We start from the raw sequence: 15299 nt of genomic DNA, 5'->3' as shown, positions 1-15299 counted from the left end.
CTTTTAACCCCCATTGTCCCGCACAATGGGGCTAAAAGGGCAGTGGCGTAGTGCCTATGATTGGGCTGCGGTATGTGTTTTTCACTACATGTCGTAATGAACTGGAGAAGCAGTAAGACCTGGAAGCCCCGGCTGATAGGCGGCTTTGATGAAGGTTTAAAAAAGAATCCCCTGGATTTATCCATGGGGAGAAGTCAAAAATAGTTCATCTATATTTCATTTCTTTCGAAAAAAGACAAAAAAAAAAGCGCTACAATAGAAGTAACACATGAGAAAGAGGACGCAAAATGAAATTCCCTGAACATTTCTTTGAAGAAATTATCAACTATGCACCTAATGGGATTATTATTATGGACAAAGATAGAACCATCTATTACATGAATGAGTCTGCAAAATTGATATGCGGATGGAAGATAGGTGATTCAGTTCCTTACTGTTCTTATTGCCAGCAAAGGGAAATAGAGGAAGGAGAGAATCGCTGTATTCTTGCCGTCGAAGATCCAGTACCCTTTTTCCATTCTCATATGGCCGTTTATTCCGGAATAGAAGAAGAGTTTGAAATGTCACTAAAAAAGATGAACAGTAATAATGAAGATTACTATATTCTTGTATTACGGAGCCCAGTGGAAAATGAAATTAGCAAAAAAGCAAAATTTAATGAACTGCTTGTTCAGGAGACCATGCTGGCTCAAGAGGCTGAGCGAAGAAAGATTGCCCGAGAGTTACATGACCACATTGGGCAGAGTGTCTATAGTATATTTCTTGGCCTCGAAGGCATTAAACCATATGTCAACAATAAAACATACGAAAGCCATCTCTCCAAAATGATAACTGGTATGGAAAAAACGTTGAATGATATTAAATGCTTATCCAAAATTCTCAGATCAGAAACCGTAGATCATCTTGGTTTAAAGGATGCACTATATGAAGCAGTCCAAGATTGGGAAGAGCTTTATAAAATCGACATTCAGTTTATTATGGACACAAAAATTAATGATTGCTTTGAAAGAGAGAAGGAATTACATTTTTTTCGAATCATTCAAGAAGGTGTTAACAATGCTGTTCGCCACGGAAAGGCTACTTCTATCTCGATCCATATTAAATCATCCAACCAATATATTTACTTCCACATCCATGATAATGGGGTTGGCTTTGATGTGAAAACAAAGAAAAGTAATGGGCTTGGATTAAAGCATATGTATGAGAGAAGCAAAATGTTGGGAGGAGCTATAAAATGGATCAGCAAAAAAGGTGGTCCAACTAAAGTCGAGGGGTTTGTTTCAATTTATAAAAATGAAGGAGACAGTGAATATGAATCTGCTGATTGTTGATGACCACGAGATTGTCCGGGATGGTCTCGCGATGATTTTGCAGCATGCATATTGTATAGATAGAGTAGAATTTGCTTCTGACGGTTATGAAGCTATCAAACTAGTAGAATCCTTTCCCGCAGATCTAATTCTTCTTGATTTATCCATGCCTGGAGGCTTAGATGGATTTGCGACACTGGAAAAACTGCGCAAGCAGCTGACGGAAGCAAAAATCGTCATCTTTTCAATGTTTGACGATATTGGATTTCAGAAAAAAGCATATAAAATTGGAGCAGATGGGTATTTAATCAAACAATTGAATAGAGGGGACATCATTAGCTCCCTCGATCATATTCTCGCCAGCAATCAGTTGTTTAATAGCATGGTAATCGGAGATAACTGTGAACCTGAATCATTGGCTAAGCTGGATCTTCCTATCTCTAAGCGCGAAAAAGAGGTATTTTTCCTTTCGGTTAGTGGTTATTCACTCAAGGATATCGCGAAAAAACTTAAGATTTCTGTAAAAACAGTTGAAAATCACCGCCAAAAAATTGGAGAAAAACTAGAAACATCCAAGCGCCATGAGTGGGTAGAAATTGCTAAAGAATATCATGTTTTTTAAACGTACTTGATGGCAAGCAGCTCGCCATCAATAAGGATCACTTACATAAACTTCTCCTTTCTTCCAAAGTATTCCTCCTACTATTATACTATTTGTTGGTGCAGTGAACCGTATCACAAATAGTGGAGGTTTCTACTTAAATTTTGGAGTTTTGTCGTTAAGAGGCAGTCTTAAGGAACTTTTCCAGAATAGAAGGAGAGTTTTGTCCTTTTTACCTAGTAGATAATCTATGGACATATTGAAGTAATCAGTCAGGACATCAAGTTTAAATGTTTTCCTACTTTCAGAACCATTCTTAATTTACCTACCATTGTCTTGCTTATAAAAATTCACTAAAGCCTTTGCCATATCATAAATATTTTGCTTTAATGTGTCGGGATGAATGATTCTTATCTGATCTCCAAAACCTAGGATATATTCTTTCGCCTCTTGTTCAGTATCAAAGCACAGATTTGCAGGGATCCATCCATTGTCTAAGGGGGAATCCATTTTTATTAATTGTACAAAGCGTCCAGTAAACTTTATTCTCTGAACGATAGACGGAGATATTTCAACTTCTACATCATATCTTGGCAGACTTTTAATAAACTTTTCAGTTGAGTCCCTCCAATATTGGACCAAATTAAAGCTCTTAGGTCGTGAAAAGCTTTCGTTCGTCAATGTTGCCGACTTCACTCTTGAAGCTCTGTAATTTCGAAAATCCTCGTTGGAGGAAGCTATTAAATACCATCTACTACCCTTAGCCACTAATCCTAAAGGGTCAACAATTCGTTCAACACATTCCCCATCTGCCCGTTCATATTTTATTTGTAGTTTTTTTTCATCCCAAATCGCTTGTTGTAAAATTTTAAATGACTCAATTTTTTCAGTAGACTGTCTCCAGGCATTTATATCAACATGGATTCGGCTCCAAACATCATCGGCGTTTTTATGTAAGGAGCTTGGAATCGAAGCTAGAAGTTTTTGACGCGCTTCTTGCCAATCCTTTGTTAAACCTAAATCGGTAAGCAACTGAAATGATGGGGATATAAATAGAGACTTAATTTCATTGGCTTTTAATCCGGTTAAATTTGTCCGATATTGTTCAAGTAATCGCCAGCCCCCTGATTTTCCTCGGTCTGCTACAACAGGAATACCCGCTGCACTTAATGCTTCCATATCTCGATGAATGGTCCGTTCAGTCACTTCTAATTCTTTGGCCAATGTTTTAGTTGTCAATTTTCCTTTGTTTTGGAGCAATAATAAAATGGAAATCAGTCTGTCCGCGCGCATGTCTTCCCACCTAAATAAAATAATAAAAAAAGATATTCAATATAAGACAAAAGGTGTCATCATTAAATATTATACTAAAGTTATCTTAAAATTGGAGGATGATGTAAATGAAACGTTTAGAAGGAAAAGTAGCCGTAGTTGCCGGAGCAACCAGAGGGGCTGGACGTGGAATTGCGATGATGCTTGGAGAAGCAGGTGCAACGGTTTATGTTACCGGAAGAAGTACTAAAGGAAACTTATCCTCAATGGGAAGAACGGAAACGATAGAAGAAACAGCAGAGCTTGTTACTAGTAAAGGCGGGAAGGGAATAGCTGTCAGGGTAGATCATACGGTTGAAGAAGATGTAAAGGCATTGTTTAAAAAAATTGAGGAAGAACAAAACGGTCAGCTTGATATTCTAGTTAATGATGTATGGGGCGGAGACCCACTGACTGAATGGAACACCCCTTTCTGGGAACATGACTTGGATAATGGGCTACTTATGCAGAGAAGAGCTATCCATTCTCACATCATCACTAGTCATTATGGAGTTCCTCTTATGGTAAGAAATCGGAAGGGTCTCCTTGTTGAAATTACAGATGGCGTGGATTATCAGTATCGTGGGAATTTATTTTATAGCCTAGTGAAAATTTCGACCATACATTTAGCTCAAGCTATGTCTCATGATTTAGCAGATCGTAATATAACAGCAGTTGCGGTTAGTCCGGGATTTTTACGCTCAGAAGCAATGTTAGATTTATTTGGTGTAACTGAAGAAAATTGGCAAGAAGGTGCAAAAAAAGAGCCCCATTTCATTGCTTCGGAAACCCCATTCTTTATCGGAAGAGCCATTGTAGAATTAGCAAGTGATCCAAAAGTACATGAAAAGACGGGTAAAGCACTTAGTTCATGGGAATTATCAAGAGAATACGGATTTAAAGATATTGACGGGAGACAACCTGATTGGGGCAAATATTTCGAAGAGAATGTTTTAAATAAATAACGAAACAAATGCTACGGTTATAAGAAGTAGTCAGAGAAAAGAAATAAAATAGAGGGCTCGTTAAAAGTGGTGGAATTTTCAGATGTAGAGGTTCAATCTGTTTGTGGCGAACAGTGACAGGAACTGTTCGCCATGATTTAATTATTAAAAAGGTGTCCATCCCCATACCATTGACGGATATGGATGGCACTTTAAAGATTAAAAATTGTCAATTGCAAAAGCAGGACTACGCCCCAGCTATCTCTACAGAATTTTTACCTGGCACTCCGACAGCTATCAACTAAACCCAAATGGTAAACAAGCAAGGTAACATCGAGGAAACCTGATTATTACTATTCCACCATCGACATCAACACTTTTTCAAGTTCTTCTTTTGGTAATGTACTATGTGGAATAAACATTCGATAGGAACTTTGACCATTTTTTGCTGGAACAATGACTCTCATTCCCTTAATCTTGTTTCCGAATTTATACTCACCTAAGGTTACACTACATCCGTCAAGGCTGTAATTTGTACGTGTATCATATGATGCACCTTCAAATGAATGGATATTATCTTCAAAGGGAACTAGTTTTTCTTCGACATTTTCAGATAAATGGATAGTAAATGTCCAATAAGCCATAGCTTGGGATTCATCCGCATTACTTTTTTTATAAGTAATATTTATTGTTGGTTTAGGCTTTCCACTTGTAATTTCAGTTCTTACCTCTTCTGTGTCGAATTGATAATTTTTAGGTATATATGTTGGGTATTTAACTGGAAAGCTCATTAACTTTTTTGCTTCATCCACGGTGAACGTGAATTTACTATGAATCTTATTTAAATAAGGTTCTAACTTATAATAAGCTTCATCATATTTTTTCAATTCTTCTGGACTAAGTCGATGTGAAGATCGACCCGTTCGCTTTCCATCAACTACAATTGTTTTTTTGTTTATCGTCATATATTCTTTCCATGCAATAGTGAATTTTTCAAATTCTTCCTTCGTAAAAATTTGATTGGCTACTTCAAACAGTTCATTATATTCTTGGTATTCTGATTCCACAGTACCAAATTGTTCATTAGCTTCGCTTGGGGTTCCGAGTATTTTATCTACCAATGTTGGTCCTGCAAATACCCCTGTTGGCACTAAGACTGCCACTGCAACTAATCCAGCGATAAGACGCTTTTTCATTGGACCTCCCCTTTTCATTTTATCTTGTCGATATGTTCTAAAGGAAGTTGCTACTTTCATTTGTAGCTGTTCCGATGGCTGCATCTTTTCTGCAGCATTCTGCAATTCGTCACGCAGTTGATTTTCAAAATCCATTTATATTACCCGCCCTTCCAATCGGTATGCTTTCCATGTCTTTTTTTAATAGCTTCAGAGCAGTATGTAGACGAGACTTTACTGTACCAATAGGTATCTCAAGTAAAAGCGACATTTCATCTAGGCGATAATCATGAAAATAACGCAAAATCACTACTTCACGATGTTTATAAGACAATGCTTTCACTCTTTCTGTCAACTCACTCTGTAACTCAATCTGCAAGGTCTCTCCATCCACAACATAATCCTGCTTTTGTAGAAAGGTTTTATTTTTTTCCATAATGCGAAATCTGCGCCAAGCTTTTCGTCGCCCTTCCTTAACTTGTCTTACTATTAAACCATGCAACCAAAAGCGGAATGAGCGGTTTTTATCATAAGTGTGCAGCGATTTCCACATTTGAATATAAACTTCATTAACAAGTTCATCGATATCCTGCCTATTACTAACAAAAAATGCTACAGTTCGATACACATCTTTGCAGGTAATTTCATAAATGTGTTCAAAAGCTTCTTGGTCACCTGCAACCATTTGCTCCAACCATTTTTGTAAATCATCTTCCTTCACTCTGGGTCCCCCTTTTTACCGGTAGAAAGCTTTCACCTATATATTCGCTTTATAAGAGAAAAAAGTTCATTTTAATGTAAATTTGTACAAAAATTTTAAATTCATTAGAATGATTGTATCACTTTAATATTTAGCTAAATGTGCAGGATAGTACAAATCGAAGTTTGTTGCTTTCAAAGATAATAATAGAAAATGGGGCGGGAACATGTATATACCTAAACATTTCAAAATGAATGATGAGAAAATGATCTATGACTTTATTGAAAAAAATAGCTTTGCTACGTTGATTTCTCAGCATAATGGAGAACCTTACGCCACTCATTTACCTTTAACTTTAGATAAAGAGAAGGGGTTTTTATACGGCCATTTTGCCCGTCCGAACGGACAGTGGAAGGATATAGAAAATCAGCAGATTCTTGTAATCTTTCAAGGTCCCCATTGCTATATTTCTCCATCATGGTACGAAACAAATAAAGCTGTACCAACGTGGAATTATGTTGCGATTCACGTATATGGTCAAATGGAGATGGTTAAGGAGGGACAGGAAATATTTGATTCGTTAGTAGAGATGGTAAATAAATATGAAAAGCCCGATAGCTCCTATCAATTAAAAGATGTAGATTCCAGCTTCATTGAGGGGATGAGCAGGGGAATCGTAGGCTTGAAGATCAAAATTGAAAGAATAGAAGGAAAAGCAAAATTAAGTCAAAATCATCCGGTTGGTCGACAAGAATTAATTATCAAACAGCTAGAAAATACTTCAGATCAACAAAGTAAACAAATAGCTAATCTGATGAAGAGAAACCTTCCACTGAAGTGATAAAACGCTAGAATTATATATTTTTTATAGTGGGGTCCGGTGAATAAACATTTATAAGCGGGGCACAAGGATCTTCGTTGCGTTTGCGCAGGTATTTAAAAAGAAACATAAATATATGATAATAAAGGACAAAAAAAACTAATGGAGAAGATAGATAAAATGATCAAAAGAGAAATAATTTATTTAAGTAAAGGTTTGCCTAAGAATATGGTTCATAATGGAAAAGATTTTCGATCTGGTATCAGGAAAGAACAAGTGGATGAACTTTTCGTCGGTTTTAACCAAATTGAAGGCGATGAGGTAGCAAATCCGGATTATCATGGTGGACAAGATCGAGTTGTTTGCTTATATCCATATGAACATTATGCCCATTGGGAAAGTATATTTGGAAAAGCATTAACGAAGACAGCATTTGGAGAAAATCTAACAGTATCAAATACGAAAGAAGATCAAGTTTGTATAGGGGATGTCTTTCAAATAGGTGAAGCAGTATTACAAGTCTCTCAAGGTAGATATCCATGTGCTACCATAAATAAGCGAAATAATAATAACCTACTATTAAAAAGCGTTATTGATATGGGGTTTACTGGCTATTTTTTTCGCGTCCTTAAAGAAGGAAAAATATCTTCCCATTCCCAAATAAAGAAGTTGGTCTCTCATCCTAAGCAAGTAACAGTTTCATCTGTTCATCACTTATTCTTCCATGAGCAATCACCAACAAATGAAGCTATTCAGAAAATATTAAATGTAGAGGAACTGGCAGCACAGTGGCGCAGAATTCTCCTTAATTTAAAGGTGAAACATCAGAAAAGGTAACTTTTCAAGCGGCGGTGAACTGACCCCACTGTTTTGGTGAGTGCATAGGTACACCATAAACGCGATTTAAAAATGTTGAAAGAAGCACCAAGAAAAGCCGTCATGGTATGGCTGTCTCGGTAGATCGCGCAACCAATGTTAGGAGAATGAAAGATGAATGCCCAAGTAGATAAAGCAGTTTTAAATAACATAGCTTGGTGTAGAATCATATGCGATACCCACGGAATAATCCAAACTCCAAAAGGACAATTATGGGGATTGCTTTCGAAGGCACCAACTTTTTACCCCGAAGTAATTACGGCAAATAAGAATGCGACGATTGAGGAAGTAAAGTATTTTATTGAAAATGGAGAAGTTTCTAGTATTAAAGATAGCTATGCAAATCTTGACCTCTCACCTTTTGATTTTAAAATACTATTTGAGGCAGAATGGATATATCACGCATCAATTTCAGATTTAGAGTCCATTCAAACAAGATGGCGCGTGATAACAACAGAAAAAGAGTTAGCGCAATGGACGATCACAAGTGACTTGGAAAATATTATAAAACCAGATTTATTAAAACGAGAAGACGTGAAAATGTTTATTCACGAGAAAGCTGATGGAATATCAGGATTTATAGCTAATTTGAGTGACAATGTTGTGGGAATATCCAATGTCTTTTCAGTAGGTTATGAAAATGAAAGTCTGTGGCGAGATATTGCTAAAATAGTATCAACTGAATTTCCAGGTCTATCCATGGTAGGGTATGAGCACAATGGCAATTTAACCGCAGCCCATTTATCTGGGTGGAAGTCGATAGGACCACTCCGTGTATGGATTAAATAGAATAGTTGAGTCTATGAAGTCACCTTGTTAAAAGAATATATAGGGAAATTGAAAGAACTAAATACAATCGGTAGGTATCCGAAAAATAGAGCATGGAGACAATCCCCGAAGTTTTGGCGAACAGCGCCTGTTACTGTTCGCCAGGTTCTTTTCTCGTTTAACCAGTTGCGGACGGGTCCCTGATGCTCTAATTCCCTTGTCTAAAAAAGAAGCGTGTACATTTGAAGATTTAGTTTCCATGTAAAAGTCATTCATACAAATCAAACCACAGCCCCTTTTTTAGAAGTAAGGTTGTTTTAAGAACACTAAAAAAATAGGGAGTAAATCATGCTCTTGATTGAAAAAAATAACCGGATCCTTATAGAAGAAGCATTTAATAATAGTTTGAAGAATAAAAATTTTGCACCTGCACTTATTAAGAATTAAGCGGCGATGAACTGGCCCACGCCTCTGTAGAAGGGATTGAATAACCAATGTCCAAAGCTATCAATATGCTTTCAATACTATGGTTGCTCAAGACAGGAAAGCGAATGACGGCAAAGCAACTTGCGGAAGAATTGGAGATCAATATTCGAACGGTATATCGTTATATTGATGCCTTATGTGCAAGCGGAGTTCCAATCATTTCAGATGCAGGTCATAATGGGGGTTATAGTTTGCTCCATGAATTTACAAAGGCACCACTGTTTTTTGACGTAGATGAGCAAAAAGCGCTCATCCATGCGGCAAGTTTTGCCTCAGAGGCAGGTTATCCCTTTAGCGAGGTTTTGAATGGGGCGGTCACAAAGCTAAAAAAATATACGAACCCAGAACAATTGGATTATATCAATCGTCATTTGACAGGATTTGATGTAATCCAACCTCCGGCAAATTCTGCTTTGGAATCACTTCTCCAAGAAATAGAAGTTTCCGTGGCAGAATGTTTTACACTATTAATGGAGTACCAAAAAGGAAATGAAAGTACCCCCTCATCACGCAGTATTGATCCTTATGGCCTTGTTTATTGGAAGGGCAATTGGTATGTTATCGCATATTGTCACTTGCGCCTTGAAATACGCAGCTTTCGTGTGAATCGGATTGTGAGTATAACTCGAACAGGTGATGAATTTGCTCGTCCAGCCAATTTTTCAGCACGTGCTTTTTTGATAAATGGACTATTGCCAGACTCAGACCAGCCTGAAAAACTGATTTCCATTCATATTGAAGGCCAAGCGCAGGCCCTAGATGACTTATGTCAACATTGGTTATTTGGGCATGCACTTATCAGCCGTTCGAAAAATCATGCTCATTTTAAGATAGATGAGCAATCGATAAATAAGTATGTACCCTACTTTCTTCTTCCATATGGAAAAGCGATAACTATATTAGAACCATTATTTTTAAAAGAGAGAATGGTAATTGTCGCTTCAGAATTAGTGAATCATTATCAAGACTCTTAACTTCACTGACCGTATATGTCAGTGAAGTTTGTTTATGATGTAAAGGAAGAATCATTATTAGGAGGAAATAGATGATGAAGGATCTGAAGTATGTATTTTATATTGGCGGGACTCCAGAGGAAGTATGGCAGGCATTAATTTCAGCGGAAGGAACAAAGCAGATATTTTATGGTAGCGTTATCCGATCAACTTTTCGAGTGGGAGATCTATTGGAATACGTTGGGCCTGGGGCTGATGGTGATGAGACGGTTCATGTTTATGGGAATGTATTAGATTATGTACCAAATCAAGTACTGCGTTTTACCCACTTTGCTGGAAAGTCGTACACGAAAGATGACAACCAGGAATATGAGTCTAGAATTTCCTATTTGCTCGAGCCTGTTGGTGCTTGTACAAAGTTAACCTTTATTCATGACCAATGGCAGGAAGGTGATCCTCATTACGAGAACAGCGATGCGGCATGGTGGATGATACTTAGTAATACAAAAACACTAGTAGAAACAGGCAAAACGCTTGAACTAGGTTAAAGTGGTGTTCCAGCAATTAGCTAATAATTGTCGTGAGTGGGCTCCTTTAAAAAGTAAATGAGTGTTCGTTTTTATTAATCTAAGGGGTTGTTGATTTTGGCAATCCCTTTTCTTACTGTACTGATTCTACGTTTCTTCAGGAAGGAATTATTCTGAGAGAGAAGATGTTAGAAGAAGTCTAAATGTTAATGTATGGGCGGGGTTAATGGTTAATTTCATCGTAGTCGAGTGGATGCTCCTTAATTCAAAACTAAAAGTCAACTGGACAAAAATCAAAGTCACCTGGCTAAAAAGGTCTAAGAGCTTTTCTAAAGGACGAAACTCACTGTCACCTGGCTAAAAATGTCTATAAGATTGCTTCTAAAGGACAAAACACACTGCCAGCTGGCTAAAAATGTCTATAAGAGAGCTTCTAAAGGACAAAACACATTGCCAGCTGTCTAAAAATGTCTATAAGAAAGCTTCTAAAGGACAAAACTCATTGCCAGCTGGCTAAAAATGTCTAAAAGAGAGCTTCTAAAGGACAAAATCCACTGTCACCTGACCCAAAATGTCTAAAAGAAAGCTTCTAAAGGACAAAGCTCATTGCCAGCTGGACTTCTGTCAAGAAAGTAGACACTAAAATTTGAGATTTTTTAAAACAAAACAACTACCGCACTGCGTTTGGTCCAGTGTTAGAAATAGTCAATCGAAAAACATGATTGACTATTTCTAACACTAAATGGCTTGCTTATGAGATTTTTCCCCAATCTAATTTTTGATGAGTCCTCTCAAATTGATTAGGTGAACAGTTCCCTAATGTTGAATGTTTCCTTTTTTCATTGTAGAAGCTGCCTATATAATGATTAATCGCCTTTACAGCTTCTGCCCTAGTGGTAAAACGTCTTCTGTAAATTAAATCTTTCTTGATTGTCGCATGAAAAGACTCAATACAGGCATTATCATAAGGATCGCCTTTTCTACTCATACTAATTTGCATTTTTTGCTCTTTCAAAATATCAATATAATCATGAGAACAATACTGAGAACCACGGTCAGAGTGATGAATTAGCCCTTCACCAGGTCGCCTAGATATAATAGCCATATTCAACGCTTGTATAGATAACTCTTTTTTCATATGCGAAGAAAGACTCCAACCTACAATCTTTCTGGAGAATAAATCCATAACGGATGATAAATAAACCCATCCCTCAAGCGTCCAAATATACGTAATATCAGATACCCAGGCTTGATTAGGTTCTTCTACATTGAATTGACGATTGAGTAAATTAGGATAAGTGTTTAAATCATGTTTAGAATCTGTCGTGACCACAAACCTTTCTTTTGGTGTAGCGGTTAAGCCCATTTCTTTCATCATACGAGCTACTGTTTTTTGTGAAATAGTATATCCCCATTCAACTAAGTCATCATGAACTCTAGGGCTTCCATAAGTCCCATAACTCTCATGAAATGATTTACAAATTTTTTGCTGGATCTCTAGACGGTAAGCATCTTTCTCAGATTGAGGTTTAGATTGATTGTTTAGCCATTTATAATAGCCACTTGATGAAACTTTTAGCACTTTGCACATCACTACAGCGTGTTCATCAGAGTGGGCATGAATAAAGATATAAATTACGCTTGGTTTTTCGTGAAGATGTGCATGGCCTTTTTTAGGATTTCATTTTCCTCTATTAACTGTTGTAGTTCCTTCTCGTGTTGTTTTTTTAATTTTTCAAGCTCTGAAGGTGTAATATAAATCTCACCAGTCTTCTCAGCGTTTATTTTCATTCTGTAAGCTGCCACCCAACGGCTTATCGTTTTAGCTGAAATCTCAAGTTCATAAGCTACATCTGAAGCTTTTCGACCTTCCTCCACAATTAATTTTGAAACATATTCTTTGTACTCTTGAGTATGATGTTTACCCATGTGAACACGTCCTTTTAAATGATGATTGTATTATAAACTAAATCTCATTTTTACGTGTCCACTTTTAAGACTAATCTCATAAGATTGCTTCTAAAGGACAAACTCACTGCCACCTGACCAAAAATGTCTATAAGACTGCTTCTAAAGGACAAAATCCACTGCCACCTGGCAAAAAACGTCTTTAATAGTTATCTTTTTTAGAAACAAGGTTCTGTATTGGCGAACAGTGACAGGTATTTCTCGCAAAGGAATTCACCACAAATCAGCATGACATTATTCATTTAGTTTTTCTTTAATTAATTGGATAATGGTTTCGTAAAATGAAAGCTCGTGCGGGACAAACTGCTTTTTCCCAACCATCTTGTCGATAGCTAGTTTTTCCCCGTTACTATTAATTTCAAATCCCTTCATCTTTATTTCTTGTTTTTCTCCCACCCAAAGGTCAGTAAAGTCAGCAAATTTTACTTTGACGATTCCTGAAACTTCTTCTTTTTGTAAGGTAAATTCATCAAAGGCCAGATTTTTTTTATATAAAAATGTGTGTGCAAGTTCCTTATCAATTAATTTTTCATGGTTGACACAATAATTGATAATACCTAATGGAATTAGCTCAGTAAAAGCAACCTCAATTCCTAATTCTTCTTCAATCTCTCTAATCCCATCCTCTACCGTTTCATTGGCTAATAAATGTCCAGCTGCCGTAATATCGAAAAGATTCGGATGGTCCTTTTTCAGGTCACAGCGAAGCTGAAGGTAAAGGTAATCGATCTCATCCTCACGGCTAACAAACCAGCAGTGGAAGGATTCGTGCCAAAGGCCGAATCGGTGCACTTCTTCCCTTGTTGCCACTCCAATAGGTTTTCGATTACTATCAAATATTTTTAATTGCTCATTTTCCATCATTAGTTCTCCTTGTATATAAGTATTCTATATATATAGATTTTCTATGTATATAGAATAATATATTCATCCTTTTCATGCAACTAGTTTTGCTTGCTAGGGGAGAGCTCTCTTCAAAAGGGATAGAATTCATATGAAAAGCATTATTTTGAAACAATCCTCGACCATACTCCGTATAAAAGAAAAGAACCATAGTGAAAGGTGATGGAAGGAAGATGGAAGAGAGATTAATAAAAGAAAAAATGGAAGCTTACAAGGACATTTACTCTCAGTTGTATTCAGCATTAAAATGGAAAGCAGATAAGCGCACCCTCATGTTGATTGCCGGCATGTATGTATCAACCTCAAAAGAGTTTCACTTAAAAAGGTATCTGGATATTGCCGACTATATTAAAGACAATGTAGGGGCTTTTTCCTATTTAAAATCTACGCAGCGTTTTAGTATCGCTGCAACATTAGATACAACAACGGATGATCCAAAAACAAACTTTCATCGTTTCATTGCCATTTATGAAAAGCTAATTGAAAATGGCTTCAGCCGTAATGCCTATTCCTATATTTCAGCTAGTACTCTATTAAAAGTGAAACCAATACGAATCGATGAAATCATTCAGAAAACAAGGGATATTTACAAAGGGATGAAAAGACACCACTTTTTTCTGACGAATGCTGGTGATTATCCTTTGGCATCCATACTGGCCCAATGTGAAAAAAATTCGGAAGAAATTGTTAGCAATGTGGAGGAGTATTACCAGGTTCTGCAGGAAAAAGGTTTTTCAGCCGGGAATGACCTGCAATTTTTAAGCCACATTCTGGCATTGAATTCAGAATATAGACCAGATGAAAAAGCAGAACATTGCTTGGAAATAAAAGAACTGCTCGACAATTCCAAACAAAAAACCAAGAGAGTCTATTATCCATATATCGGCATGCTTAGCTTTTTAGAAAACAGGGAAAGTGAAATAAATAGCCTCCTTATGATAAATGAAGACTTGAATCGGGATAAACTCTTTAAATGGAACAAAGAGATTAATTTTATGATGAGTGTCCTGTTATTGATGAGTGCAATGACAGCAATAGGAGATGCAGCCAGAACAGGTTTAAGTATTTCGATTGAAACTCTCATCCAAGCCCAGCAAGCGGCAATGACCGCAAGCATCACGGCTGCAACAGTTGCAGCCAGCAGTTCCAACGGTAATACGTAATAATTACTAAATATTTTATTACTAAAAAAGGGGGAAGATTGAATGAATATTGCTGTTAAATATATTCATGCATTCTCTTCCCCTAAAGAGATTTTTAGAAAAGTAGTCAAATAATCAATGTTTGTTATTTTCTTATTGCAGTTGGAGCTGTCGAAGCAGATGAAGTTACCAATTGCTTTGTAGTAATCTGGGTTCTTTGACTTTTTCGCTTTTGTTATCGTTGATATATAAGCAACTTTACCGAAACGTTTACAGAACGAACAGATATTATCCTTGCTTAACAATGTGTATTTACATTCAATCCCGACCATTTTCTCATTTAATTGGTAAACAATAAATTTTTTGTTGGTGCTGATATCCGTCCAGCTTAAGTAGGTTAGTTGCTCGGGAGCGATTTGCGATAAATCAGGTACCTTTAATTTCTTGGTTTTAGGAAACATCTTTTTAATCTGTTGGTCGGTAAGTTTGGGAAAGGGTAGCAGAAAGCTTGATAAATGTTGAATATAGTGGTCAAATTCATAATCCGTTTTCCACTTCATCAGATCCAGAATTTCCATTTGTTCACTAGTCACATTTGGAAAGAGTTCTATGATTTTGGCATTAGCCAGCTCTCTTACTGCAGTAATAACGGTCGGATCAGAGTTCTTTTTGTAGCTATCCTTTATCAATGCCACTTGTTGCTTAATAAAATTAAATTGTTCATTCTTAATGAATTTTCCAGTAATGGTAAGCCACCTCAATACATTTTAGAGTAAGTCCCTTTTTATTTTAGAAAAAATGCTCGATGAATAAAA

General features: G+C 36.7%; 17 protein-coding genes. 10 read left to right on the top strand and 7 right to left on the bottom strand.

The genetic code is table 11. The annotated features are described in order from the left end of the window. Positions 1-287: 287 nt before the first annotated feature. Positions 288-1331 carry a sensor histidine kinase gene (locus tag M5A78_RS12765; protein WP_248735645.1) on the top strand — a complete coding sequence of 348 codons (1044 nt, stop codon included), beginning with the start codon at positions 288-290 and terminating at the stop codon, positions 1329-1331. Beyond that, complete coding sequence (locus M5A78_RS12760) at positions 1312-1932, top strand: response regulator transcription factor (protein WP_248735644.1); 621 nt, start codon at positions 1312-1314, stop codon at positions 1930-1932. The genes M5A78_RS12765 and M5A78_RS12760 overlap by 20 nt, the downstream gene beginning before the upstream one ends. Before the next feature lie 300 nt (positions 1933-2232). Here the strand turns inward: M5A78_RS12760 and M5A78_RS12755 are convergent, their stop codons facing one another. Further along, positions 2233-3204 (bottom strand): helix-turn-helix transcriptional regulator, encoded by a 972-nt coding sequence (locus M5A78_RS12755; protein ID WP_248735643.1) that lies wholly within the window; start codon positions 3202-3204, stop codon positions 2233-2235. Positions 3205-3311: 107 nt separating this feature from the next. On the opposite strand from M5A78_RS12755, the gene M5A78_RS12750 reads away from it, so the two are divergent. Both M5A78_RS12750 and M5A78_RS12745 read left to right on the top strand, forming a co-directional pair. Further along, positions 3312-4187, top strand: coding sequence for an SDR family oxidoreductase (locus tag M5A78_RS12750; RefSeq protein ID WP_248735642.1), 876 nt, complete (start codon positions 3312-3314; stop codon positions 4185-4187). 101 nt (positions 4188-4288) lie between these two features. Beyond that, positions 4289-4471, top strand: a complete 183-nt coding sequence (locus tag M5A78_RS12745) for a hypothetical protein (RefSeq protein ID WP_248735641.1) — start codon at positions 4289-4291, stop codon at positions 4469-4471. Positions 4472-4519: 48 nt separating this feature from the next. Here the strand turns inward: M5A78_RS12745 and M5A78_RS12740 are convergent, their stop codons facing one another. Both M5A78_RS12740 and M5A78_RS12735 read right to left on the bottom strand, forming a co-directional pair. Continuing rightward, positions 4520-5497 carry a hypothetical protein gene (locus M5A78_RS12740; protein ID WP_248735640.1) on the bottom strand — a complete coding sequence of 326 codons (978 nt, stop codon included), beginning with the start codon at positions 5495-5497 and terminating at the stop codon, positions 4520-4522. Then, the gene (locus tag M5A78_RS12735; protein ID WP_248735639.1) at positions 5487-6062 is read right to left on the bottom strand and encodes a sigma-70 family RNA polymerase sigma factor; all 576 of its coding nucleotides are present in this window, start codon (positions 6060-6062) and stop codon (positions 5487-5489) included. The genes M5A78_RS12740 and M5A78_RS12735 overlap by 11 nt, the downstream gene beginning before the upstream one ends. Positions 6063-6267: 205 nt before the next feature. Here M5A78_RS12735 and M5A78_RS12730 point away from each other — a divergent pair, with 205 nt between their 5' ends. From M5A78_RS12730 to M5A78_RS12710, 5 genes are all read left to right on the top strand, one after another. Further along, complete coding sequence (locus M5A78_RS12730; RefSeq protein WP_248735638.1) at positions 6268-6882, top strand: FMN-binding negative transcriptional regulator; 615 nt, start codon at positions 6268-6270, stop codon at positions 6880-6882. Between the two features lie 159 nt (positions 6883-7041). Continuing rightward, positions 7042-7698, top strand: a complete 657-nt coding sequence (locus M5A78_RS12725) for an MOSC domain-containing protein (RefSeq protein WP_248735637.1) — start codon at positions 7042-7044, stop codon at positions 7696-7698. A 153-nt stretch (positions 7699-7851) separates the two neighbouring features. Then, entirely contained in the window at positions 7852-8526 is a 675-nt protein-coding gene (locus M5A78_RS12720; protein WP_248735636.1) for a hypothetical protein, read from the top strand. A gap of 473 nt (positions 8527-8999) precedes the next feature. Then, the gene (locus M5A78_RS12715) at positions 9000-9965 is read left to right on the top strand and encodes a helix-turn-helix transcriptional regulator (RefSeq protein WP_248735635.1); all 966 of its coding nucleotides are present in this window, start codon (positions 9000-9002) and stop codon (positions 9963-9965) included. Positions 9966-10039: 74 nt separating this feature from the next. Then, positions 10040-10492 carry an SRPBCC domain-containing protein gene (locus M5A78_RS12710; protein WP_248735657.1) on the top strand — a complete coding sequence of 151 codons (453 nt, stop codon included), beginning with the start codon at positions 10040-10042 and terminating at the stop codon, positions 10490-10492. Between the two features lie 730 nt (positions 10493-11222). Here M5A78_RS12710 and M5A78_RS12705 read toward each other — a convergent pair. The 3 genes from M5A78_RS12705 to M5A78_RS12695 form a co-directional block, all read right to left on the bottom strand. After that, positions 11223-12095, bottom strand: a complete 873-nt coding sequence (locus M5A78_RS12705; RefSeq protein ID WP_248735656.1) for an IS3 family transposase — start codon at positions 12093-12095, stop codon at positions 11223-11225. Between the two features lie 11 nt (positions 12096-12106). Further along, entirely contained in the window at positions 12107-12400 is a 294-nt protein-coding gene (locus M5A78_RS12700) for a transposase (RefSeq protein WP_248735634.1), read from the bottom strand. A gap of 273 nt (positions 12401-12673) precedes the next feature. Then, positions 12674-13300 (bottom strand): NUDIX hydrolase, encoded by a 627-nt coding sequence (locus M5A78_RS12695; protein ID WP_248735655.1) that lies wholly within the window; start codon positions 13298-13300, stop codon positions 12674-12676. A 215-nt stretch (positions 13301-13515) separates the two neighbouring features. Here M5A78_RS12695 and M5A78_RS12690 point away from each other — a divergent pair, with 215 nt between their 5' ends. Further along, a complete protein-coding gene (locus M5A78_RS12690; RefSeq protein WP_248735633.1) occupies positions 13516-14505 on the top strand; it encodes a DUF4003 family protein in 990 nt (329 codons plus the stop codon). Positions 14506-14570: 65 nt separating this feature from the next. Here M5A78_RS12690 and M5A78_RS12685 read toward each other — a convergent pair whose 3' ends face one another. After that, positions 14571-15245, bottom strand: coding sequence for a FusB/FusC family EF-G-binding protein (locus tag M5A78_RS12685; protein WP_248735632.1), 675 nt, complete (start codon positions 15243-15245; stop codon positions 14571-14573). Positions 15246-15299: the final 54 nt, after the last annotated feature.

Source organism: Neobacillus rhizosphaerae (genome assembly GCF_937468385.1).
GTDB lineage: Bacteria > Bacillota > Bacilli > Bacillales > Cytobacillaceae > Neobacillus > Neobacillus rhizosphaerae.
This window is presented reverse-complemented; position numbering and strand designations above follow the sequence as displayed.